The sequence below is a fragment of the uncultured Chryseobacterium sp. genome, assembly GCF_913776365.1.
GTDB lineage: Bacteria > Bacteroidota > Bacteroidia > Flavobacteriales > Weeksellaceae > Chryseobacterium.
In genome coordinates this window covers 16,004-36,731 of sequence record NZ_CAJYMO010000310.1, presented here as the reverse complement: position 1 = coordinate 36,731, position 20,728 = coordinate 16,004, and the positions used below count along the sequence as shown (strand labels likewise).

Genomic DNA, 20,728 nt, shown 5'->3' with positions numbered 1-20,728 from the left:
GATATGTTTGAAGATAAAGAACCTGAACTGACGCCGATTTCCAAACTGGGAGAATTCGGGTTGATTAAGCATCTGACGGAACATTTTCCGCTGGCCAACGAAACTTCGGAACTGGGAATAGGGGATGACGCTGCCGTGATTCGCCCTGAAAATAAAAGGGTAGTCCTGACAACCGATATGCTGGCTGAAGGCGTGCACTTTAACCTGGGTTACGTTCCGCTGAAGCATTTAGGCTATAAAGCAGTGGTGGTAAACCTTAGCGATATTGCCGCAATGAATGCCACTCCTGCGCAGATCCTGGTTTCCCTGGCAGTTTCCAACCGTTTTCCGGTAGAAGCCCTGGAAGAAATCTATGCCGGGATACAGGCGGCCTGCCAAAGGTATAAAGTCGACCTGATCGGCGGTGATACAACGAGCTCCAATGCCGGTCTTGTGATGAGCATTACTGCTGTCGGAATTGAAAATGAAGAAAATATCGTCAAAAGGAACGGTGCCCAACCAAACGATCTGCTGGTGGTTACCGGAGATCTGGGCGGTGCCTATATGGGGCTGCAGATCCTGGAGCGGGAACACGCGGTCTTCCTGGCAGATCCGAACATGCAGCCTGAAATGGAAGGCTATGATTATATCCTCGAAAGACAGCTGAAGCCGGAAGCGAGAACCGATATCAAAGGAATTCTGGCAGAACTGGGGATCAGGCCTACTTCCATGATCGACATCTCAGACGGTCTTGCTTCGGAAATCCTTCATCTTTCGGATCAGTCAAAAGTAGGCTTCCGGTTATATGAGGAAAAAATACCGATGGACAGCCTTACCATCTCCACAGCAGATGAAATGAACCTGAACCCGGTAGTGACGGCACTGAGCGGCGGTGAAGATTACGAGCTGCTGTTTACCATTTCACCGAACGATTTCGATAAGATCAAAAACCATCCGGATTTCACCATCATCGGCCATGCCGTTGAGAAAGAAGACGGTAATTTTATGGTGGCCAGAGGCTCGAACCAATTGGTCGCATTGACGGCCCAGGGTTGGGATGCTTTTTTGGGGAATCAGCAGGAATAGGTATTCCTTTCATACTCATACAGAAAAAAACCACTGCAATGGCGGTGGTTTTTTTATCTTATTTTTTTTCGGGATTAATCCTTTTTGATATCAGCTTTTGTATTCTGATACGTTTTATCTACTGCATTTGCTCCCTTCTTGGCTGTTTTCTCAGTCCATTTCGCTGCGTCTTTTACTCCTTTTTTGGTAGCATTATACCCTTTTTCAGCTGTTTTGCCGGTCCATTCTGCGCCATCTTTAGCAGCCTTGCCTACTGATTTAGCATCTTTTTTTATTTCCTGCTTTACTGAATTGGTTTTTTGTGCTGATATGCCGATTCCAAACAAAAGAATCACGGCGACTGAATATAATCTCTTTTTCATTTTAAATTTTTTTATTTTAAATGTTTTCAAAAAACAGACCATTAATTTATAAAAAAATTGGGATATTTTATAATGTTGGATTTATAGGTTGAATCCACCATTTAAAATAATTTAATAATACGTTTTTGAATTTTAAAATTCTGATTTTAAAGCCAATAGCAAAAAGCTAATTGCTATCAGCTACTTAAGTAAATTTAGATATTCAAAAACCAGCTCAATTGAGCTGGTTTTCTACCTGTATGTTAAGGTTTATGTTTTAACAATATTCACAATTACCTCCATGGCTTTCTCCATACTTTCCAGAGTTCAAGACTTTGACAAAGTTTTTTTGGTTTAATAAGGGGCCGGCTGGTCTGTACATCTCGGATCTCCGGACGGACAGTAAGGTCCGCCGCCGCCGGGACCGCCGCCTGCTGCAACACAGGATCCCGGATTGCCGTCGTCATTCAGTTCACAGGCCTTTCCGAAAGCACATTCACAGTCGGTCCAGCAATAAGCGGAATCACCGTTGGTATGGCATCCTGAACCGCCTGCTCCTGACAGGGAAGACAGTTCTTTCCTTGATAATTTTTTCATGCTTTTCATAATAAATAAGTTTTGGATTTATAGGGTGTCCTGCAATATTATGAATAATTTGTAAATCAGCAGGTTTTTTTAAAACTTTGACAAAGTTATATCCTTATTTTTGCTGAAGTTTATGAAAAGGAAAAAGAAAGCCAAAAAACCTAAAATTACGTTGAAAGAGTATCTCCAGTTTGCTTTAGCGATGGGCGTTATACTAGGTTCACTGTTTCTTTTCGTCCGTCACCTGACAGTTAAAAAAATTGAAGAGATAAATGAAATCAACAAAAATCCCGGTTTTACAAAAGGATTCATTACGGAAACAAGACGTAACAACGGACGGTGGATTGAAGTAAGATATTCCGTGAAGGGCGTTGTATTTGAATGCCATGAATCGGTACCGGATGATAGTGACAAACAAGAGGGAGACTCTGTCGGAATCAAATATTCCATCAGGAATCCTCAGTATTCCATAACGGAACTGCACCGGAAATATTGAAAAAAGCCGGCATGAAAGGCCGGCTTTGTCTATAACTTAAAATCAGTTTAGGCTTTCACGATATTGATGATCACTTCCACTGCTTTCTCCATACTCTCCAGGGCTACATATTCGTACGGCCCGTGGAAATTGATCCCGCCGGCGAAAATATTCGGGCAGGGCAGCCCCATATACGATAGCTGGGCACCGTCAGTTCCTCCGCGGATGGCTTTGATTTTCGGTTCAATTCCCGCCTCTTTCATCGCTTGGGCAGCAAGATCTATGATGTGCATCTTGCCTTCAAACTGCTGCTTCATGTTTCTGTACTGCTCTTTAATCTCAATTTCAGCAGTTCCCTCGCCATGTTTCTGATTGAATTCAGCCACTTTTTCCAGCATGAATTTCTTCCGGGCTTCAAACTTTTCCTCATCATGGTCACGGATGATGTACTGCAGCTTAGCTTCGGAAATATCCGCATTCAGATCCATCAAATGATAAAATCCGTCAAAGCCTTTTGTCGTAGCCGGGGTTTCGTTGGCTGGAAGCATCTGGGCAAATTCGGAAGCCAGCAGGGCAGCGTTCACCATTTTTCCGTATGCATAACCCGGGTGAACACTCAGTCCGTGGATTTTCACCACAGCACCTGCAGCGTTGAAGTTTTCATATTCCAGCTCGCCGACTTCCCCGCCGTCCATGGTATAGGCAAAAGCGGCACCGAATTTAGCCACATCGAATTTATGGGCACCTCTCCCGATTTCTTCGTCCGGGGTAAATCCTACAGCAATTCTGGCATGTTTGATTTCGGGATGGGCCATCAGGAATTCTGCCGCCGTTACGATTTCTGCGCAGCCTGCCTTGTCATCGGCGCCCAGGAGAGTGTTTCCGTCGGTGGTAATCAGGGTCTGGCCGGTATATTTTTTCAGGCTCTCGAATTTGGACGGGGAAAGGGTGAAGCCTGTGGTTTGGTTCAGTACCAGGTCGTTTCCGTCATAATTTTCCCAGACCTGCGGTTTTACATTTTCACCGCTGAAATCGGGGGAAGTATCATAATGCGAAATAAACCCGATGGTCGGCTGATCCTGAACCTCCAGATTGGAAGGAATGTAGCCCATGATGTAGCCGTGCTCGTCAATAGACACTTCTTCCAGGCCGATGGTTTTCAGTTCTTCGGTAATGTATTTGGCGATATCCCATTGTCTTTCTGTAGAAGGTGTGGTTTCACTTTCCGCATCACTGGTAGAATAGATCTTTACATACGCAAGAAAACGGTTCAGCAATTTTTCTTTCCACAAAGGGCTGAATTCTGTTGTACTCATTGTTTGTTAAATTTTAGCAAAGTTAGCAAAAATGGGGTTCAGAATCGTTTATCAGACGCCTGAGATCTCTAGGAACAGAATAGGGTCATAAGTAAAATTTTGTAAATCAAACAGATGTGCGGTTTTTGCCGGCCGTCATTGAAGTGGATTAGTTTTATTATATTTGAGAAAATCTAAAAGTAAAACATGTTTCTTACTGAATGTCCGCGTGATGCAATGCAGGGGTGGGGAGAATTTATTCCCACGGATCAAAAAATAGATTACATCAATTCCCTGATGGATGTAGGGTTTGATGTGCTGGACTGCCTGAGCTTCGTTTCGCCCAGAGCAATTCCCCAGATGGCCGATTCTGCCGAAGTGGCTGAAAACATAGACAAGTCGCGTTCCCATACAAAGGTTTCCGCTATTGTGGCCAATTACAGGGGCGCTGAGAAGGCGTTGAAGCACCCGTCGGTAGATATTATCGGGTTCCCGTTTTCCATTTCCGAAACGTTTCAGCACCGGAATACCAATAAAAGCCAGGAAGAGGCTTTCGGTGAGATTATCAGGATGCTGGAACTGGTAGCAAAAGAAAACAGGCAGCTGAATATTTATTTTTCCATGGCCTTCGGAAACCCGTACGGCGAAATGTGGAAATGGGAAGATGTAGATTTCTGGGCCCAGCGGTTTTCCGAAATAGGAGTTGAAAACATTCTGCTCTCTGATACAACGGGGGTGGCCACGCCGGAAACCATCTCGATGCTGTTTGAAAAAATTCCTTCAAAATATGCCGGGATCAATTTCGGCGCCCATTTCCATAATCGGTATGAAGATTCTTATTCAAAACTGAAGGCTGCTTATGATCAGGGCTGTACCCGGTTCGACAGCGCGATCAAAGGCATTGGCGGCTGTCCGATGGCCAAAGACGATCTGGTAGGAAATATGCCGACCGAGCAGGTGATCAATTTCATGAGTGTGGAGAAAGCACCGCATAAACTGAATCTCCTGAATTTCGAAAGCTCTTATAATAAAGCAAAGGATATTTTTCATTTTTAAGCAAAAATTTTCTTAGCTTTAATAAAAATTAAATAAAATGACTTCTAAAATTACCTATATTGGAGATTTACGATGTTCGGCAGAGCACTTGCAGTCCGGAACGCTTATCGAAAGCGATGCCCCTACGGATAATCACGGAAAAGGGGAGAAGTTTTCTCCTACGGATCTCTGTGCCACTTCTTTAGCAGAGTGTGCCCTTACTACCGTTGCGATTTTGGGCAAAGAAAAGAACATCAATATTGACGGCGCTTATTGTAATCTTCAGAAAATTATGAAAGGCGAGCCAAGGAGAATCGGGGAAATTGTATGCAATTTTGTTTTTCCGGGGTCCTATTCTGATGAGGAAAAAGCTTTTATAGAGCGTACCGTCCATAATTGCCCGGTTTCGAAAAGCCTGCATCCGGATCTGGTACAGACCATGATTTTCATTTATCAGTAAAAAATTGTCAGGCCGCAGAAATTTCTGTGGCTTTTACTTTATAAAATAAAGGTTATGCAACCCATTATTTCGCCAACCGGATTGAAACGGCTTCCCACACAAAACCTCATCATTCTTGATGCGAGAGCAGGAAAGGACAATCATCAGAAGTATCTTAATAAACACCTTAAAGGAGCCAGGTTTATAGATCCGGATAAAGACCTTGCAGAAACCGGTAATGATGCTGCTTTCGGAGGAAGGCATCCGCTCCCGGAAATCGGGAAATTTGCGGAGATACTTTCCCGGCTTGGAATTTCGGAACAGAATCATATTGTTGTTTACGATGATAAAAACGGCTCAAATGCGGCAGCAAGAGCCTGGTGGATGCTGAGATCCTTTGGTTTTGAAAAAGTTCAGGTGCTGAATGGCGGAATTCAGAATGCAGAAAAACAGGGCCTGGAGTTTTCTGATGGTGAAGAATCTTTTGAAAAAGCGGAAGTCATTAAGAAAGAAAACTGGCTTTTCCCAATTTCAAATTTGGAAGATGTTGAAAATGAATTGATAAATCATTCTTTAACCGTCATTGATGTTAGAGATGCTTACCGTTATAACGGCAAATCCGAACCTATCGATCTTGTGGCAGGGCATATTCCAGGAGCCATCAATATCCCTTTTTCCGAAAATCTTGATAAAAGCGGAAACTTTCTTTCTCCTGAAAAACTGCGGGAAAAGTATATGGAATTCCTGAAGGAAATGCCCGAACATCTGATTGTTCGCTGTGGTTCCGGCGTTACTGCCTGCCATACTGTTTTAGCTTTGGTGTATGCCGGCTTTCCCGTTCCGGATTTATACATTGGTTCATGGAGCGAATGGAGCAGGAGGCAAGGAAAAGAAATAGCAAAAGAATTATAAACAATAAAGGCTGCCGGTTCTCCGGCAGCCTTTTGTATCTGTAGTACGGATTAAAGCATCCCCAGTTCAAACTTGGCTTCTTCGCTCATCATGTCTTTGTGCCAGCTCGGCTCAAAGGTGAGTTCCAGGTCTACGCTTTTTACGTTTTCCACTTCGGCTACTTTGTCTTTCACTTCCTGCGGCAGTGTTTCCGCTACCGGGCAGTTGGGAGTCGTTAATGTCATTATGATTTTAACATCCGCATCATCGGAAATCTGAACATCGTACACCAACCCGAGTTCGTAGATATCTACGGGAATTTCAGGGTCATATACGGTTTTTAAGACGTTGATGATCTCTTCACCAATGTCAGCAATCTGATCGTCTGTAAATTTCATTTTTTAATCTAAATTGGTATACCTTTTCAACAAATCTTCCTGGCGCATACGCCGGAAAATATTTGCCAAAGTTAACACATCTTTTTCACAATAGTCTACTATCCGCTGCAAGTCTTTCTCTATGTAGTAAATTGATGAAACCATTGATCCGTCAATATCGTCTTTCGGGGTCGGTACCCCGAAGAGATGGGCCAGCAGTTCCAGTGAAACAAAGCTTTTGTAATCCCCGAATTTCCAGAGCTCCATGGTATCGAGATGCGGGATTTCCCAGGGTTTTTTCCCGAAGGTCTGGAAGGGAGTAGGTGGCATCATCCCGTTGATCAAGAATCTTCTGGCGATCCAGGGAAAATCGAATTCTTTTCCGTTATGGGCACAGAGGATCACGTCACGCAATCTCGGGCTGTTGAAAATCTCGCCGAATTCGCGGAGCATTTTCTTTTCATCGTCATCAGCAAAACTCTTGATTTTCAGGGTGTCATTTTTATCAGCCATCCCGATGGTGATGCAGATGATTTTGCCGAATTCCGCCATAATGCCGGCTCTTTCGCCATAAAATTCCGCTGCCGAAATTTCTTCTTTCCGCTGGAACCTTGTCTTCTTGTCCCACAGCATCCGCCCGGTTTCTGAAACCTCTTCCCAGGATCCGAAGCCCGGAACGGTTTCAATATCAAGGAACAAGATCTTTTCTAATGGAATCTTCTGTATCATGTGTTTTTATCTGTTTTGTCTTTATCCTACCTGCAGCCCGTCCTTTACAGGAAGGGAAGCCGTGAGAAGGGTAACGTCTTTTTTATCTTCCCCGTAAATTCCCAGCACCAGGCACTCGCTATAAAAGTTGGCGATCTGTTTTTTAGGGAAATTTACCACCGCAAGGATCTGCTTGCCTATAAGGTCCTCCTTTGCATACAGGGAGGTAATCTGGGCCGATGATTTTCTGATGCCCAATTCACCGAAGTCAATTTCCAATTGATAAGACGGGTTTCTGGCCTTTTCAAAATCCTGTACGGAAATAACGGTTCCGCAACGGATGTCTATCTTTTCAAAATCGGCCCAGGAAATTTCGGGTTTTACAGGAATATTCATAAAGGATGTCATATTTATCAGACAGCGTATGCAGATTTCAGTAAGCTTTACAAAAAGGGACTTACTGTTCCCTGCATACGCTGCCCGGTTTATAATAAACTTAAAAATAAATATAATTTCCCTGAAAACCGTGGTTTTGAAAGGTTTTTTTCAATATTCTTACCTGGGATGCCGAAAAAACGGGATGTACCGGAATGTAGCAAAGCCGGGAAAATCATACCGTAAAAAAGCGGCCCCTGAAAAGGGGCAAGTATATCAATTGTCTGATGGGATTATTTTTTATACCACCACTGGCTGTCTTTCCGGTCAGAATGTTTTACGCCGTTGTCCAGCGTGTAGGCAAATCCTACGCCCAGCGTCTGCTTCAGCTGGGTTTTCTGGATCTGGTTATGGTCGTACAGCACATCCAGGGTAATATTGGAAGAGATAAATTTATTCACTTTCAGGTTCAGGATCATGCCGTAAGCCAGTACCAGCCTTTCCGGATGGTCCAGGTAATTGGAGAAGACGGAAGCCGTATTGGTCATGTTGATGTTCTCCATGATCTTTATTTTATAGAGGGCTGTTCCCAGGAAACCGAACTGCAGAAGGGTAGTGTCTCCGTCAGCCTTGAGACCATAGGTTCCGGCCATCTGAAGATCCGGATCCAGTACGAAGGTAAACCTGGCGTTGGTAGGGCGGAGCGTAACATTGATGTTGTCGTTCGGGCGGTAGGTGATTCCCAGACCGAGATTGACGTAAGCGGGCGCCATAAAGTTGGAGATTTTCTTGGCTTCAGGATTATTCCCGTCCTCATATCCTGCGGTAAACTGCGAAAGAAAGCCTGCACCGGCGGAAAGATACCAGCTCTTGGAGAACTTCCGGCCGTAGTTGGTGGATACATTAATGACATCCTGGGTTTTCCGCACCCCAAGCCCCTGGGTGTCATTCTGTCCGTAATTCAGGAGGATGAGGTTTTCCCAAAGGTCGTTGCCCTTTTCGTACCGGATGTTGTAATCTGCTCCCAGCAGCCAGCCGATGTTATTGGATCCACCGCCGACCCAGTTTGAAAAGGCCGCCTGGTTAACCATTAATGACTGTTTTCCCAGCACCGACCAATGTCTTACCGTATCGGTTACCACAGAGTCTTTTTTAATTTCTTCCTGTGCACTTGCGGCAACTCCCAGGGAGATGCCCAGAAGGGTAAAAAACTTCTTCATTATTCAAGATTCATTTACAAAGTTCTTCACAAAAGTATTAAATATAATCCTGATCCCACAAAATTAAGCTGTTAAAAGATTGCTATCCGGTGGTTTTCCGGTCATATGCCTTACCGTAAACCTGCGCACAATACAGAAACGAAAATCGTTGAAAACCGTACTTTTTGGCTGAAATCTTTTGCTTCCGGTAAAATCCGTCGCCAATTTTTCCGGAATTCCGTATTGGCTTTTCATTTGACATACATTTTACATGCTAAAAAACAAGATTATTTCCCGGAAAGCGGTTCTCTATCCGTTGCTGATGCTGGCAGCGATGTGGATGGGATTTTTTTTACAGAGCCTCGGCTTTTTCCAGAGCTGCTTCGGAGCGATCATTCCGTTGTTGCCGGAAGGCCTGATCGGGATTGTTACTTCTCCGCTTCTCCACGGAAATATGGACCATATCGTAGGGAATTCCATTCCTATCGCCGTCCTGATGTTTCTGCTCTACCAGTTCTATCCTCAGGTGGCCGGAAAAGTTTTTGTCATCGGCTGGCTGGCCACAGGCCTGCTGGTCTGGATGCTTCCGCCGATTGACATCATGACCGGGAATTACCTCTATACCTGCACCATCGGGGCAAGCGGAGTGGTGTATGTGCTGGCCTTTTTCCTGGTTTTCAGCGGGATTTTCAGATGGAATATGACCTTACTCACCATTTCCCTGCTGGTGATCCTGTATTATGGAAGCCTTGTCTGGGGCATGCTGCCGGAGGAGCTGTTCTCCAACCTTCAGGAGCCCAGCAAGATTTCCTGGCAGGCCCACCTTGCCGGTGCCGTAGTGGGCGTCAGCCTCGCTTTCATGTTCCGCAAAGCCGGTGAAAAGAAAAAGCGGTACATCTGGGAATTCCCGAATTATTACAGCGAGAAAGATGACAAACTCTGGCAGCAGTACAAGGAAAACCATCCGGATGATTTCCTTGAGCTTCCCTACAAGAAAAAAGACGACATCTGGGACCACCTGGACAGGCTGAGGGGAAAATAAAATACCTTATTTCCCATCGTCATCCATGGTTTGGCTGAATTCATCAGGCTTTTACTGGCCATTCCGGATCAGCATTACTTCTGTTTCTGCATTTTCCTTTCTGTGATAAGATAGGCGGCGTCCAGCATTTTTATAAGATGAATGTACGGACTGACCCTGCGTTTTTCCCGGTCGTTGCTGATATTGCCCAGCGAGAAATAGACGGTTGAGGCAAGGAACTCATCGAATTCCTCAAAGCTGCAGGTTTTAAAGGCTTTCCGGAATACCCGTAACGGATCCTGATATTCTTCTTCCGAAAGTGAAGACAGCTGCATTGAAGAAACGGCTTCTGCAGAAACCGGTACCGTCCATTTTCCGGCTTTGGCTGCAATGAGGCGGCCGGCGAGGAGCAGTGACCGGAGTGACTGCTGCAGGTGAAAAATTTCAGCAGGATATGTACGGATCCGGGCTTTTCTTCTGGTTGAACAGTGCATCATACTGCCGAGGACTTCTTTCACGATAGCCAGGTCATTGAACTGGAAAAAAGTTTCCAGCAGCCCCGGCACCGAATATTTCTTACTTCCGGACCAGAACCGGGATTCAAAGTTTGTTTTCTTCTTTTTCATGATTGTTGTTTTTAGGTTTATTGATATATAATTTGTTTTTAATTCACAGACTATACAACATATTGTCATTTATGGAACTGAAACTAATTTTATTATTGGCTGTAAAATTCTTTATTTCTTATTGAATTTTAGGATACTTATAGGTTTCTTTTCAGATCTAGATATGATGCATGGTGAGGATACCTTATCCTAAATTAACGTAAATTCGGCTGTATTGAATTTATTTTCAGTTGTTTATTAAATAAGAGATTAAAAAATGCAATTTAATAAATCAGGATTTTAAATAAATTTCTATTGCTAAGCAGTATGGTTTTGAAATAAAAACAAAAGTAATTGATTGAAATTCAAATTGTTGTGTTTGGTCAATCGTGTTAGGCTTCAGACTGATATCAAAATTGTAATTCCAAATTGAATTTTGCTTACGTTTATTGTATGTTTCGGCTAAAGCCGATCATCACACGGCATATGGTAAATGGGCTAAAGCCCATTTCTATTGATATTTGAATAGTCTATTTGCGCCAAACTCAAGTCAAATATAATTGTTCGTTACACATCCTAAATAATATGGATTTAATGGCATTTAATTCACTTTCAATAGTTTAACGTGAATTCGATAGTGTTTAACTTATTTTCAATAATTTAAATCCGAAGCAGAACTCATTCAGCCCTGAAAGGGCGATAACAATAGCCTCGGGCGAGGCCCGGGGTTAAATGATTTACAGGTAGGCTCAAGCCCTGCAAGGGCGTAATCATTAAAGACAGATTCCTGTTCGAATAAGCCTTCAGTACTGCTTTCCCTTCCTTTCTATTAAAAGTTTTCGCCCCTTCAGGGCAAAGCGGTTTGACATTCTTTCCTATATATTTAACCTGAAGTAATTTTCGGCTTATGAGAGCTGTCTTTTCCACGAGTTCATGTTAAATAGTAATATTATAAGTTCAATTGCCAGGCATTCAGCAGTATCTTATGCCCTGCAAATAATTTTCAGCGACCCCATTTACGGAACCGGATAAATTTTTTACATTTGCTGAAAACAACACAAATGTATTCTCAGGAACATCTCTATTCCATCGCGTTACGCGAATGCAGCCTGATCGGCGATATTAATTTCTACAAGCTGGTCCGTATCTTCGGCAGTGCTGAGGAGGCATGGCGGAGGGCAGGAAAGGAATACCGTAAGCTTGACGGTTTCGGCCGTAAGATGATTTCCGATATCGGAAACCCGGAACACCTGAAATTTGCCGAAAAAGAACTGAAATTCTGTGAATCCCAAAACATCCATATCCACCTCAGGCACCTCAATGAACTTCCCCGGATGCTGAATGAATGCGAAGATGCGCCGTCAGTATTGTACCGCAAAGGGTCTTTTGATACAGATGGCCAGAAAGTAAGCATCGTAGGAACCCGCAACATGACGGAATACGGATCCGGTTTTATCCACGACTTTTTTGAAGAAGTACAGTCGTGCCCTTTTACTTCCGTCAGCGGACTGGCGCTGGGCATTGATAAAGAAGTCCACGAACAGTCGCTCAGGTACGGGATTCCCACCATTGCTGTGCTGGCCCACGGATTTCATACCCTCTATCCGTCTAAAAACCGTAAGCTTTCTGAAAAAATACTGGAAGAAGGAGGATGCCTCTTCACGGAATTCAATTCATCCAGAAAACCGGACCGTGAAAATTTCATTCAGAGAAACCGGGTCGTTGCCGGCCTTTCCCCTTCAACCATCGTTGTGGAAACAGCTTTTGGAGGCGGTTCCGTAAGCACCGTAACATTTGCCAACCAGTACAACCGGGAAGTATATGCCTTACCGGGAAAAATTACAGACCGGCAGAGCCAGGGGTGCAACCAGCTGATTTACCAGAACAAGGCAATGGCCATTTCCACAATCAAAGACCTGATCAGCCAGCTGGGTTTTCACAAGCCGGGAGCGGAAACCGGGGAACTGTTTCCTAGAAGCGAAGTAGCTTTGCAACTTACTGAAAACCAACAGCTCATTTGGGATGCCATTTCGCGCCACCCAAAGATTTCACTGGACGATCTGATTGAGAAAACCAACCTCTCTTCCCATAAAATTCTGCCCGTTATCCTGGAACTTGAGCTTTTAGGAAGGGTAAAATCGTTTTCAGGGAGGCAATTCATGGCAATATGAGATTTAATGATTTCTTAATACTGCATTATTTCGAGACTAACTTTTCATTTTTAACAATATTCATATCTAAATTATCAATTTAATAATATTAACATTTTATATTATTAAATTTTCAACAATCATTCATTAGGGTATTGTGAATCTTGAAAAAAAAATTAAATTTGTTGGCAATAATATTCAACCTTACTATATGGAACAATATAATGTTGACCAGAAAATTCAAGAATTTATAGCAAAAATAGAGGCTAAAAACCCTAATGAGCCTGAGTTTTTACAAGCCGTAAAAGAAGTTGCAGTTACTGTGATTCCATTTATCATGACAAAGAAGGAATATACGGGAATGAAGCTTCTTGAAAGAATGGCGGAAGCGGAAAGAATTATCATCTTCAGAGTTCCATGGGTTGATGACAAAGGGGAAATCCAGGTAAACAGAGGGTTCAGAATCCAGATGAACTCTGCCATTGGCCCTTATAAAGGCGGAATCCGTTTCCATCCTACGGTAAACCTTTCCGTACTGAAGTTCCTTGCTTTTGAGCAGGTATTCAAGAATTCCCTCACTACGCTTCCTATGGGTGGCGGTAAAGGAGGCTCGGATTTCGATCCTCAGGGAAAATCTGATATGGAAGTGATGCGTTTCTGCCAGGCTTTCATGACGGAGCTCTGCAAGCATATCGGTCCTGAAACCGATGTACCGGCAGGGGATATCGGGGTAGGTGCCAGAGAAATCGGGTATCTGTTCGGGCAGTATAAAAAAATCAGAAATGAATTTACAGGGGTTCTTACCGGGAAAGGCCTTGCCTACGGAGGCTCACTGATCCGTCCTGAAGCTACAGGATACGGAGTGGTGTATTTTGCCGAGCAGATGCTGAAAACCATCGGCCAGACCTTCAAAGATAAAGTGGTTACCGTTTCCGGTTTCGGGAATGTAGCCTGGGGAGTTATTAAAAAAGCAACCGAACTGGGGGCAAAAGTAGTCACCATCTCCGGTCCGGACGGATATATCTATGATAAAGACGGTATCGACGGTGAGAAAATCGATTACCTGCTGGAACTGAGATCCTCAGGAAACAACAGGGCGGAAGATTACGTTAAACAATATCCTTCTGCAGAATTCCATGCAGGAAAACGTCCTTGGGAAGTAAAATGCGATGTGGCCATCCCTTCGGCTACCCAGAACGAGCTGGATCTGGAAGATGCCAGAATCCTGGTTGGAAACGGATGCGTATGTGTAACCGAAGCTGCCAATATGCCATCTACCTTAGATGCCATCAACTATTTCCTTGATAATAAAGTGCTGTTCTCGCCGGGGAAAGCTTCCAACGCAGGAGGAGTTGCCACTTCAGGGCTTGAAATGACGCAGAACTCCATCCGTCTGAACTGGACTTCCGAAGAAGTGGATGCCAGACTGAAAGAGATCATGATCGGGATCCACAAGGCATGCCGGGACTATGGAAAAGAAGAAGATGGCTATGTGAACTACGTAAAAGGCGCCAACATCGCCGGATTCGTGAAAGTTGCAGAAGCAATGCTGGCTCAGGGAGTCGTATAAATAAAAAATCAGAAAGGTTGGGACGTGCTCCCGGCCTTTTTTCGTATACCCTGTCCCGGGATTACAAATGGGAAAAAAGTAAAAAGTGAAAGAGAAAAGCGCCGGAACATTTGATCCGGCGCTTTTTATAGGGCATAAAAAATCCTGAGACGGTGCTCAGGATCAGGAATCATTTATATTCTATCTGTTTTTCTTCTTCATTTTCCGGTCGGTCTTCATTCCGTCTTTGTTTTTCCAGCTGGAAGTGTCGCTTTTCGCACGGTCCCAGTCTTTTGTTCCGCTGGGGGAATTCATTCCGTCATTATTTCTTGTCCCGTTGGTGCCGGTATTCAGGGTTCCGTTGGTCCCATTGTTTAGAGTCCCGTTGGTTCCGTTAGTGTTGAGGGTTCCGTTTGTTCCGTTATTCAATGTACCGTTGGTTCCGTTATTCAGCGTTCCGTTCGTTCCGTTATTCATGGTTCCTGAAGTGGAAGTATCGGTTCTTGTCGTTTGTGCATTTGCAGTCATCATACCTCCTGAGATAAAAAATGCCGCTACAATTAAGTTTTTCATAATACTAATATTTGGTTTGGTATTATGTTAAATGCAACTATCATACAAAGTGTTGACAATCAAAATCTTTTAACTTGATTTGTGATTATTTAAGATATTTTGTATTATAGGCCAGGGGTCATAAAAATGGTTGGTTTATAAAGGTTTACCTGAATTACCTTTTATTGATGGGGATTTGACGTGCTGCCGGCATGATCTTAAGGAGACTGTTATGAAATCCGGAAAGCCTTTTTTCACGGCATTACTATTTGGTGATGTTCTTCATCATCCGTTCCACGAATTCGTAAGCTGCAGGACAGATCACCGTATTTTTGATCATCAGGTTGTTGATCTGGAAAATTTTCTTACGGTCGGTGTGAGGATACTCCCGGCAGGCTTTAGGGCGTACCTCATAAATGGAGCAGGTATTGTCTTCATTCAGGAAGAAGCACGGAAGGTGCTGGAGGACTTTATCATGATCTTCGTCCACCCTCAGGAATTTAGCCTCAAAATCTGCCGGTTTCATCCGGAGATGCTTGGCAATTCTTTCAATATCTTTCTCGGTATAAAGCGGGCCTGTGGTTTTACAGCAGTTGGCACACTGCAGGCAATCGATGGTTTCGAAAACTTCATCATGGGTTTCCTGAACAGTGTAGTCCAGGTTTTTAGGTGGTTTCTTTTTCAGGGTATCCAGGAATTTTTTGTGCTCTTTCTGCTTCTGTAAAGCCTGTTTCCTGTAAAATTCTGTATTCATAATGGGATTGCTCCCGCTTTTGGAAGCTCTGCTTGTTGGTAATGACTGATTCTGCTGAGGTCCAGCACTGTGGAAAGCCGGCTTTCATCCGGAAAATACATCGGGACAAATTTTGCCCCGTACACGATTTCGCCGGAGACATATGATGTCCGCTGGACCACCGTATTGGAAAATACTTCGTCAAAGGCACGTACATGGGCAATGATTTCAATATCCGTATTGCGGAAATCTTCAGCGGTAAATCCGTAAAAAGGGGATTCTTCGTCGATGGCGTGTACAACAGTCCAGTTCAGTGCCAGGGTGTTAATTTTATTCAGCTGCGTTTTCAGGGTGTAAAACCGGGTCTTCGGAATTCCGCTTTCCATGGTTTCTATAGCTGCCGATACAATAACCTCGGCATCTGATAAAGCATTGTTTTTATAGGGCGCCAGCCGGAACATCAGTGCTGCCTGATTCCTGAAAGGGGCAATTACCACAATATCCGAAAACTTCAGGAATGCCCTTGGTCTTGAAAACCTTCCGTAGAAGAGCCCTGTTGCAATGGCAAAGGTAAGCAATCCCAGGAAAGCTTCAAAGGTGGCTACCAGGCTGGCCATAAAGCCTACCGGTGCAATCCGGCCGTATCCTACCGTGGTAAACGTCTGGGAGCTGAAGAAAAAGACATCGATAAACTCATTCCCCGGCGTACTTTTATCGATCCCGGTGAGATGCTCTACGCCGATCAGGTAATAGATCAGCGCAAAAAAAAGGTTTACCGCAATATAGGCAATAACGAGATAGGAGAGGAAAATAAAAGTAGGCAGCTCCAGCATCGTATGGTACCAGCTGAAACGGTTCAGGGCCGTTACCCCTTTCCTGTTTACATTCGGAAGACCGTCCTTATTAATGAAACGTCCCGAAGCATTGTCTCCGAAGCCGCTGTTTTCCGTATTTTTCTGGCGGATATCCTGCCTGAATCCTGTTGCCATAATTCTTTTCTGATGAAGTACCTTTCTTTCGGGATAAAAGTCACGTTCCGGTTTTACAGGATGACGTTATCCGGATACAAAGATAAAATATTGTTTTCATGAAATTTATCAATCTTCCGATTGAATTTCTCAATTGGTTTTGTATTACCTTTGAAGTATGAAAAAGCTTGAAACCCGGGAAGATATAGAAAATCTGGTCAATTCTTTTTACAATAGAGTGATAAAAGATGAGAAGATTGGCTTCTTCTTTACCGAAGTTGCCAGGATAGAACTGGAAAAGCACCTTCCTAAAATGTATGCTTTCTGGGAATCCATTCTCTTCGGGCAGATGACCTACAAAGGCAACCCGATGGGCGCCCATTTTCCTGTCAATGAAGTCCATGCCATGGAGCAGCCGCACTTTGACCGCTGGCTGGAGCTGTGGAAAGCCACTGTTGAAGAGAGCTTTACCGGTTATACTGCAAACATGGCCATTAACAAATCGGAAAATATTGCTAAACTGATGGCTTTCAAGATGGAACTGGCACGTAGGCTGTAATGCTGTTTGTAAATCAGGAACATCTTTCAGTTACCGGGGTGGGTAACGTAAATTCCTGTAAAATAACATAAACCCGAAATAGTGACTTGATGACAAGACTGGAATAGGAAACCGGATCCCGGAAAGTTTCTTTTATCAAAGTAGGATCACAATCAACTGTGATCAAACAAAATCGTTTGTCATTCCGTTTAAATCGTGCTTGAATAGTATTAATTTTATTTTTAAATTAAATAATAATGTGAATAGAAGTTAAAATACATTCGGGTTCACATTAAGTTATTGTATTGCAACTGAACCACATGATTGTTGCGATTTTTCTTCTTCTGAGTGAGATCATCTTATTTTTTTAAGGCACAATTACCGTAAAAATATAAGCCGCCAGGTTCACCAGCAATACAGTTCCGTAAAGGATGTTTGTTTTGCCCCGGCTCAGGGAAAGCATGACAATAAAGACTGACAGCGACAGAAGGATCACATCTTTTTTGTCCAGCCCGAGTACCAGCGGAATGTCATACATGATACAGACCAGCGATACTGCCGGAATGGTAAGGCCGATACTGGCCAGAGCGGAACCCAGTGCCAGATTGAGGCTCGACTGGATCTGGTTGCTCTTTGCAGCACGGATGGCAGCCAGCCCTTCAGGAAGCAGAACCACCGCTGCAATGATAACGCCTACCAGCGATTTAGGGGCACCCAGGCTCTGTACCATCCCTTCAATGGTTGAAGACAGGCCTTTTGCCATTACTACTACAACAGCCAGACAGATCACCAGGAAGATAAAACTTATGGTGGTCTTCCTGACGGAAGGGATATACATTTCTTCGGAATGTTCCTCCGGAACGATAAAGTAATTCCTGTGCCGGATGGTCTGGACCATCAGGAAGATCCCGTAAATGACCAGGCAGGCAATTGAGACGAAGATCAGTTGAGCCTGATTGTAGAAAGGTCCGTTAACGCTGGATGTAAAATTCGGAAGGACGAGGGTTAGAATGAGGATGGAAACAATGCTTACCAGGTAGGTCGTGGCAGAAGTCCTTGCGAAAAACTGTTCATAATACTTTACGCCGCCTACAAGGATGCAGATGCCCAGGATACCATTGAGAATCAGCATGACGGCAGCAAAAACGGTATCTCTTGCCAGGGTAATGGCCTGTTCTCCGCCGGCCACCATCAGGGAAATAATCAATGCTACTTCCAGAATCGTGATGCAGAGGGCCAGAATGATAGTGCCGAAGGGTTCCCCCACTTTATGGGCTACCACTTCCGCATGGTGAACCGCAGAGATCACACTTCCGGTGAGAAGGATGCCCGCCAGGATATCAAAAAACACTCCGGTACCCATCAGCCCCGAGAAGTAATAGCCGACTGCCAGGATAGGGAAAACATAGGTGTAATGTAAAAGTTCTTTCAAATTCATAAGTGTCTGTAAAATACAAAAAATCTGTGATGCCTGAAATAATCAAGGCCATATTCATGATGATTCAGCAGATTCCAGAGATGGAAATCCTGAAAATCCGTCAGCATATGGAGTAACAGTCCGGTACCGATGATCCGGATATTTCCTTTAAAAAAAAGCATCAAAAAATACACCGCAATGGCGTAATAGGAATGAAGAAAGTGAAACCCGACACTGCCCCGGTCAGGATCGAAGATAGGATCGGCAAAAAGATGGTCCAGGTCCACCAGCATGGTCGCCAGCATAATGAAGTAGGCTTTTTTCCACTGATTGCGGTAAAAAATCCATGCAATAAAAACCGGAAAGATAAAATGCAGGAAATAGTGGATAAATGTTTTTAAGAAAATGGAGTCCATCAGATTCTGTTTTTCAGATAATCCTGCCGCAACGGTTCATCCAGTTTTTCAATGGCATACCGCAGGCAGGTCCTGGGTATCTCCTTATAATGACGGTCGAGATACAGGATCAATTCTTCTTTGTTCTTTTGTCCCATTTCCCGCAGCATCCAGCCGTTTGCCTTTTGTATCAGGTCATGCGGGTGGCTGAGGTTCTGGGTCACCAGTTCCCGGGTAAGCCCGAAAGAGTTCTTTCGGATATGGTACAAAGTCCCGACGACGGCTATCCTCCTGTGCCACATGGTCTCCGAACCGGAGAGGTTCCTTAATACATCATCTCTCCGGTTTTCAAAAGCATACCGGCCCAGGATCTTATAGCAGCTGGTATCCGCAAGGTCCCAGTTGTTGATGGCGGAAAGATGACTGAGGTAAAAGTCTATGATATCAGCCTGCAGCTGCTGATCCTTTGTTTTTTCAAACTTCAGTACCAGGATCAGGAGGGCGGTCAGCCGGTGTTCATGGTAAGGTGAAGCAAGAAGGCTGCCCAATTCCGCAAGGGAGATCTTTTGATAATATTCTTTTGCCACCAGCCGCTGATCGGGCACGCTTACGCCCAGAAAGAGATCGCCTTCGCCATATTCCCCTTTTCCGGTTTTGAAAAATTTCCGGAAAGAAACTGCTTTTTCAGGCAGTGCCAACAGGGCCAGCGCTTCCCGGATTTCCTTTTCCGGATCAGTGCTTTTCATCAGAAACGGTTTCCAGGGCTTCCTCTTCCCTGGCTATCTTATTGGGATTGGCAACCTTGGCAATGGTAAGCCCCTGAACAATAATAGAGAATACCACTACACAATAGGTAATGCTTAATACAGCAGTACTGTGATCGTTCTTAGGTATGGAGAGTGCAAGCGCAATGGAAACCCCGCCACGGATTCCGCCCCAAACGAGTACTTTGACGGTCTGGGGACTGAATGTGGTCCTCATGAATTTGGTAGGTCCCCAGATGGAAATAAACCGGGCAAATAAAACCACGGCAATGGCAATAATCCCGGGAATCATAAAGTGCTCAAGGTCCCGGATCATCAGAAGCTCAAATCCGATGAAAAGGAAAAGGACGGCATTCAGGATCTCATCAATCAGTTCCCAGAATTTGATCAGGTAATCCTGCGTAATGGATTTCATTTTAAATTTCACATTGAAATTCCCCATAAAGAGGCCGGCTGCCACCATGGTCAGCGGTCCGGAAATATGCATCTGCCGAGCAACTAGATAACCTCCCATTACCACAGAGAGGGTAACCAGTACAGAAATAATATAATCATCCACTTCGCGCATCAGCCTGGAAGTAACCCAACCCAGGATCACACCCAGCAATAAGCCTCCGCCGGCTTCCTTCAGCAGCAGAAGTCCGATGCTTTCTACACCCAGATCCACTTCATTACCGATAGCCAGCTGAAGCACAACGGTAAAAACCACAACGGCCATACCGTCATTGAATAAGGATTCCCCGGCAACTTTCGTCTCCAGCGATTTGGAGACATTGGCCTGTTTCAGGATACTGAGAACCGCTACCGGATCGGTAGGCGAGATCAGGGCTCCGAAAAGCAGGCAGTAAATAAACGGCAGCTGTATCCCGAGGAACGGCAGCAGATAGAACATACCGAACCCTACCAGAAAGGTGGAAATAACCACTCCTATCGTAGAGAATATAATGACCGGCCTGAGCTGTTCTTTAAGATCATCGATGTTGACGTGGATTCCTCCTGCAAAAAGCAGGAAATTAAGCATGGCACCCATCAGCACTTCCGTGAAATCGATGCTGCTCATCAGGTTATGAAGATGCCCGAAGGTTCTCGGCAGAACGGTTTCCCCGAAAAGGACAAGGAAAATGGAAACCACAATGGCGATTACCATAATCCCGATCGTGCTGGGCAGTTTCAGGAATCTGTAGTTAAGGTATGAAAAAATAGAGGCTAATACGATTAAAGCTGAAAATGAATAATATAACTCCACTAAGC

The 20,728-nt window shown here is 44.3% G+C and carries 24 protein-coding genes; 9 read left to right on the top strand and 15 right to left on the bottom strand.

The features are described from left to right. Nucleotides 1-3 precede the first annotated feature (3 nt). Nucleotides 4-1,065: a thiamine-phosphate kinase gene (gene thiL / locus QZ735_RS16345; RefSeq protein ID WP_294250614.1), complete on the top strand. Its 1,062-nt coding sequence runs from the start codon at nt 4-6 to the stop codon at nt 1,063-1,065. Between the two features lie 74 nt (nt 1,066-1,139). On the opposite strand, the gene QZ735_RS16340 is transcribed toward thiL, so the two are convergent. Together QZ735_RS16340 and QZ735_RS16335 are read right to left on the bottom strand one after the other, a co-directional pair. Then, nucleotides 1,140-1,427: a hypothetical protein gene (locus tag QZ735_RS16340; RefSeq protein WP_294250611.1), complete on the bottom strand. Its 288-nt coding sequence runs from the start codon at nt 1,425-1,427 to the stop codon at nt 1,140-1,142. Between the two features lie 333 nt (nt 1,428-1,760). Then, nucleotides 1,761-2,003: a hypothetical protein gene (locus QZ735_RS16335; protein WP_294250608.1), complete on the bottom strand. Its 243-nt coding sequence runs from the start codon at nt 2,001-2,003 to the stop codon at nt 1,761-1,763. Between the two features lie 121 nt (nt 2,004-2,124). Here QZ735_RS16335 and QZ735_RS16330 point away from each other — a divergent pair, with 121 nt between their 5' ends. Beyond that, nucleotides 2,125-2,487 (top strand): hypothetical protein, encoded by a 363-nt coding sequence (locus QZ735_RS16330; protein WP_294250605.1) that lies wholly within the window; start codon nt 2,125-2,127, stop codon nt 2,485-2,487. Nucleotides 2,488-2,534: 47 nt separating this feature from the next. Here QZ735_RS16330 and pepT read toward each other — a convergent pair whose 3' ends face one another. Then, nucleotides 2,535-3,782, bottom strand: coding sequence for a peptidase T (pepT, locus tag QZ735_RS16325; protein WP_294250602.1), 1,248 nt, complete (start codon nt 3,780-3,782; stop codon nt 2,535-2,537). A 186-nt stretch (nt 3,783-3,968) separates the two neighbouring features. Here pepT and QZ735_RS16320 point away from each other — a divergent pair, with 186 nt between their 5' ends. Genes QZ735_RS16320 through QZ735_RS16310 form a run of 3 tightly spaced genes read left to right on the top strand, consistent with a single transcriptional unit; the run spans nt 3,969 to nt 6,147 of the window. After that, a complete protein-coding gene (locus tag QZ735_RS16320; protein WP_294250599.1) occupies nt 3,969-4,817 on the top strand; it encodes a hydroxymethylglutaryl-CoA lyase in 849 nt (282 codons plus the stop codon). Between the two features lie 37 nt (nt 4,818-4,854). Next, entirely contained in the window at nt 4,855-5,256 is a 402-nt protein-coding gene (locus tag QZ735_RS16315; RefSeq protein WP_294250596.1) for an OsmC family protein, read from the top strand. Between the two features lie 54 nt (nt 5,257-5,310). Then, a complete protein-coding gene (locus tag QZ735_RS16310) occupies nt 5,311-6,147 on the top strand; it encodes a sulfurtransferase (RefSeq protein WP_294250594.1) in 837 nt (278 codons plus the stop codon). Between the two features lie 50 nt (nt 6,148-6,197). On the opposite strand, the gene QZ735_RS16305 is transcribed toward QZ735_RS16310, so the two are convergent. From QZ735_RS16305 to QZ735_RS16290, 4 genes are all read right to left on the bottom strand, one after another. Next, nucleotides 6,198-6,524, bottom strand: a complete 327-nt coding sequence (locus tag QZ735_RS16305) for an SUF system Fe-S cluster assembly protein (RefSeq protein ID WP_294250591.1) — start codon at nt 6,522-6,524, stop codon at nt 6,198-6,200. A 3-nt stretch (nt 6,525-6,527) separates the two neighbouring features. Continuing rightward, on the bottom strand, nt 6,528-7,232 hold the full coding sequence (locus tag QZ735_RS16300) for a 3'-5' exonuclease (RefSeq protein WP_294250589.1): 705 nt from the start codon (nt 7,230-7,232) through the stop codon (nt 6,528-6,530). 21 nt (nt 7,233-7,253) lie between these two features. Continuing rightward, on the bottom strand, nt 7,254-7,601 hold the full coding sequence (locus QZ735_RS16295) for a tRNA-binding protein (RefSeq protein ID WP_294250639.1): 348 nt from the start codon (nt 7,599-7,601) through the stop codon (nt 7,254-7,256). 278 nt (nt 7,602-7,879) lie between these two features. Then, nucleotides 7,880-8,806 (bottom strand): DUF3078 domain-containing protein, encoded by a 927-nt coding sequence (locus tag QZ735_RS16290; RefSeq protein WP_294250583.1) that lies wholly within the window; start codon nt 8,804-8,806, stop codon nt 7,880-7,882. A gap of 250 nt (nt 8,807-9,056) precedes the next feature. On the opposite strand from QZ735_RS16290, the gene QZ735_RS16285 reads away from it, so the two are divergent. After that, complete coding sequence (locus tag QZ735_RS16285) at nt 9,057-9,827, top strand: rhomboid family intramembrane serine protease (protein ID WP_294250581.1); 771 nt, start codon at nt 9,057-9,059, stop codon at nt 9,825-9,827. Nucleotides 9,828-9,901: 74 nt separating this feature from the next. On the opposite strand, the gene QZ735_RS16280 is transcribed toward QZ735_RS16285, so the two are convergent. Then, nucleotides 9,902-10,432, bottom strand: coding sequence for a hypothetical protein (locus tag QZ735_RS16280; RefSeq protein ID WP_294250579.1), 531 nt, complete (start codon nt 10,430-10,432; stop codon nt 9,902-9,904). A gap of 1,040 nt (nt 10,433-11,472) precedes the next feature. Here QZ735_RS16280 and dprA point away from each other — a divergent pair. Both dprA and gdhA read left to right on the top strand, forming a co-directional pair. Then, nucleotides 11,473-12,582, top strand: coding sequence for a DNA-processing protein DprA (gene dprA / locus QZ735_RS16275; protein WP_294250576.1), 1,110 nt, complete (start codon nt 11,473-11,475; stop codon nt 12,580-12,582). A 190-nt stretch (nt 12,583-12,772) separates the two neighbouring features. Beyond that, nucleotides 12,773-14,131 (top strand): NADP-specific glutamate dehydrogenase, encoded by a 1,359-nt coding sequence (gene gdhA / locus QZ735_RS16270; RefSeq protein ID WP_294250574.1) that lies wholly within the window; start codon nt 12,773-12,775, stop codon nt 14,129-14,131. Between the two features lie 180 nt (nt 14,132-14,311). Here the strand turns inward: gdhA and QZ735_RS16265 are convergent, their stop codons facing one another. From QZ735_RS16265 to QZ735_RS16255, 3 genes are all read right to left on the bottom strand, one after another. Continuing rightward, nucleotides 14,312-14,683, bottom strand: coding sequence for a hypothetical protein (locus QZ735_RS16265; protein ID WP_294250570.1), 372 nt, complete (start codon nt 14,681-14,683; stop codon nt 14,312-14,314). 244 nt (nt 14,684-14,927) lie between these two features. Next, nucleotides 14,928-15,416 (bottom strand): YkgJ family cysteine cluster protein, encoded by a 489-nt coding sequence (locus QZ735_RS16260; protein WP_294250568.1) that lies wholly within the window; start codon nt 15,414-15,416, stop codon nt 14,928-14,930. Further along, complete coding sequence (locus QZ735_RS16255) at nt 15,413-16,384, bottom strand: ion channel (RefSeq protein ID WP_294250565.1); 972 nt, start codon at nt 16,382-16,384, stop codon at nt 15,413-15,415. Before QZ735_RS16255 ends, QZ735_RS16260 begins: the two co-directional genes overlap by 4 nt. 157 nt (nt 16,385-16,541) lie before the next feature. Between QZ735_RS16255 and QZ735_RS16250 the strand changes: the two genes are divergently transcribed. After that, a complete protein-coding gene (locus tag QZ735_RS16250; protein ID WP_294250562.1) occupies nt 16,542-16,922 on the top strand; it encodes a group III truncated hemoglobin in 381 nt (126 codons plus the stop codon). A 346-nt stretch (nt 16,923-17,268) separates the two neighbouring features. Here the strand turns inward: QZ735_RS16250 and QZ735_RS16245 are convergent, their stop codons facing one another. Genes QZ735_RS16245 through QZ735_RS16230 form a run of 4 tightly spaced genes read right to left on the bottom strand, consistent with a single transcriptional unit; the run spans nt 17,269 to nt 20,723 of the window. Then, entirely contained in the window at nt 17,269-18,339 is a 1,071-nt protein-coding gene (locus QZ735_RS16245; protein WP_294250559.1) for an ionic transporter y4hA, read from the bottom strand. Further along, nucleotides 18,336-18,734: a DUF6122 family protein gene (locus tag QZ735_RS16240; RefSeq protein WP_294250556.1), complete on the bottom strand. Its 399-nt coding sequence runs from the start codon at nt 18,732-18,734 to the stop codon at nt 18,336-18,338. Before QZ735_RS16240 ends, QZ735_RS16245 begins: the two co-directional genes overlap by 4 nt. Further along, nucleotides 18,734-19,459, bottom strand: coding sequence for a DNA alkylation repair protein (locus QZ735_RS16235; protein WP_294250552.1), 726 nt, complete (start codon nt 19,457-19,459; stop codon nt 18,734-18,736). The genes QZ735_RS16240 and QZ735_RS16235 overlap by 1 nt, the downstream gene beginning before the upstream one ends. Beyond that, on the bottom strand, nt 19,446-20,723 hold the full coding sequence (locus QZ735_RS16230; RefSeq protein WP_294250550.1) for a sodium:proton antiporter: 1,278 nt from the start codon (nt 20,721-20,723) through the stop codon (nt 19,446-19,448). The genes QZ735_RS16235 and QZ735_RS16230 overlap by 14 nt, the downstream gene beginning before the upstream one ends. Nucleotides 20,724-20,728: the final 5 nt, after the last annotated feature.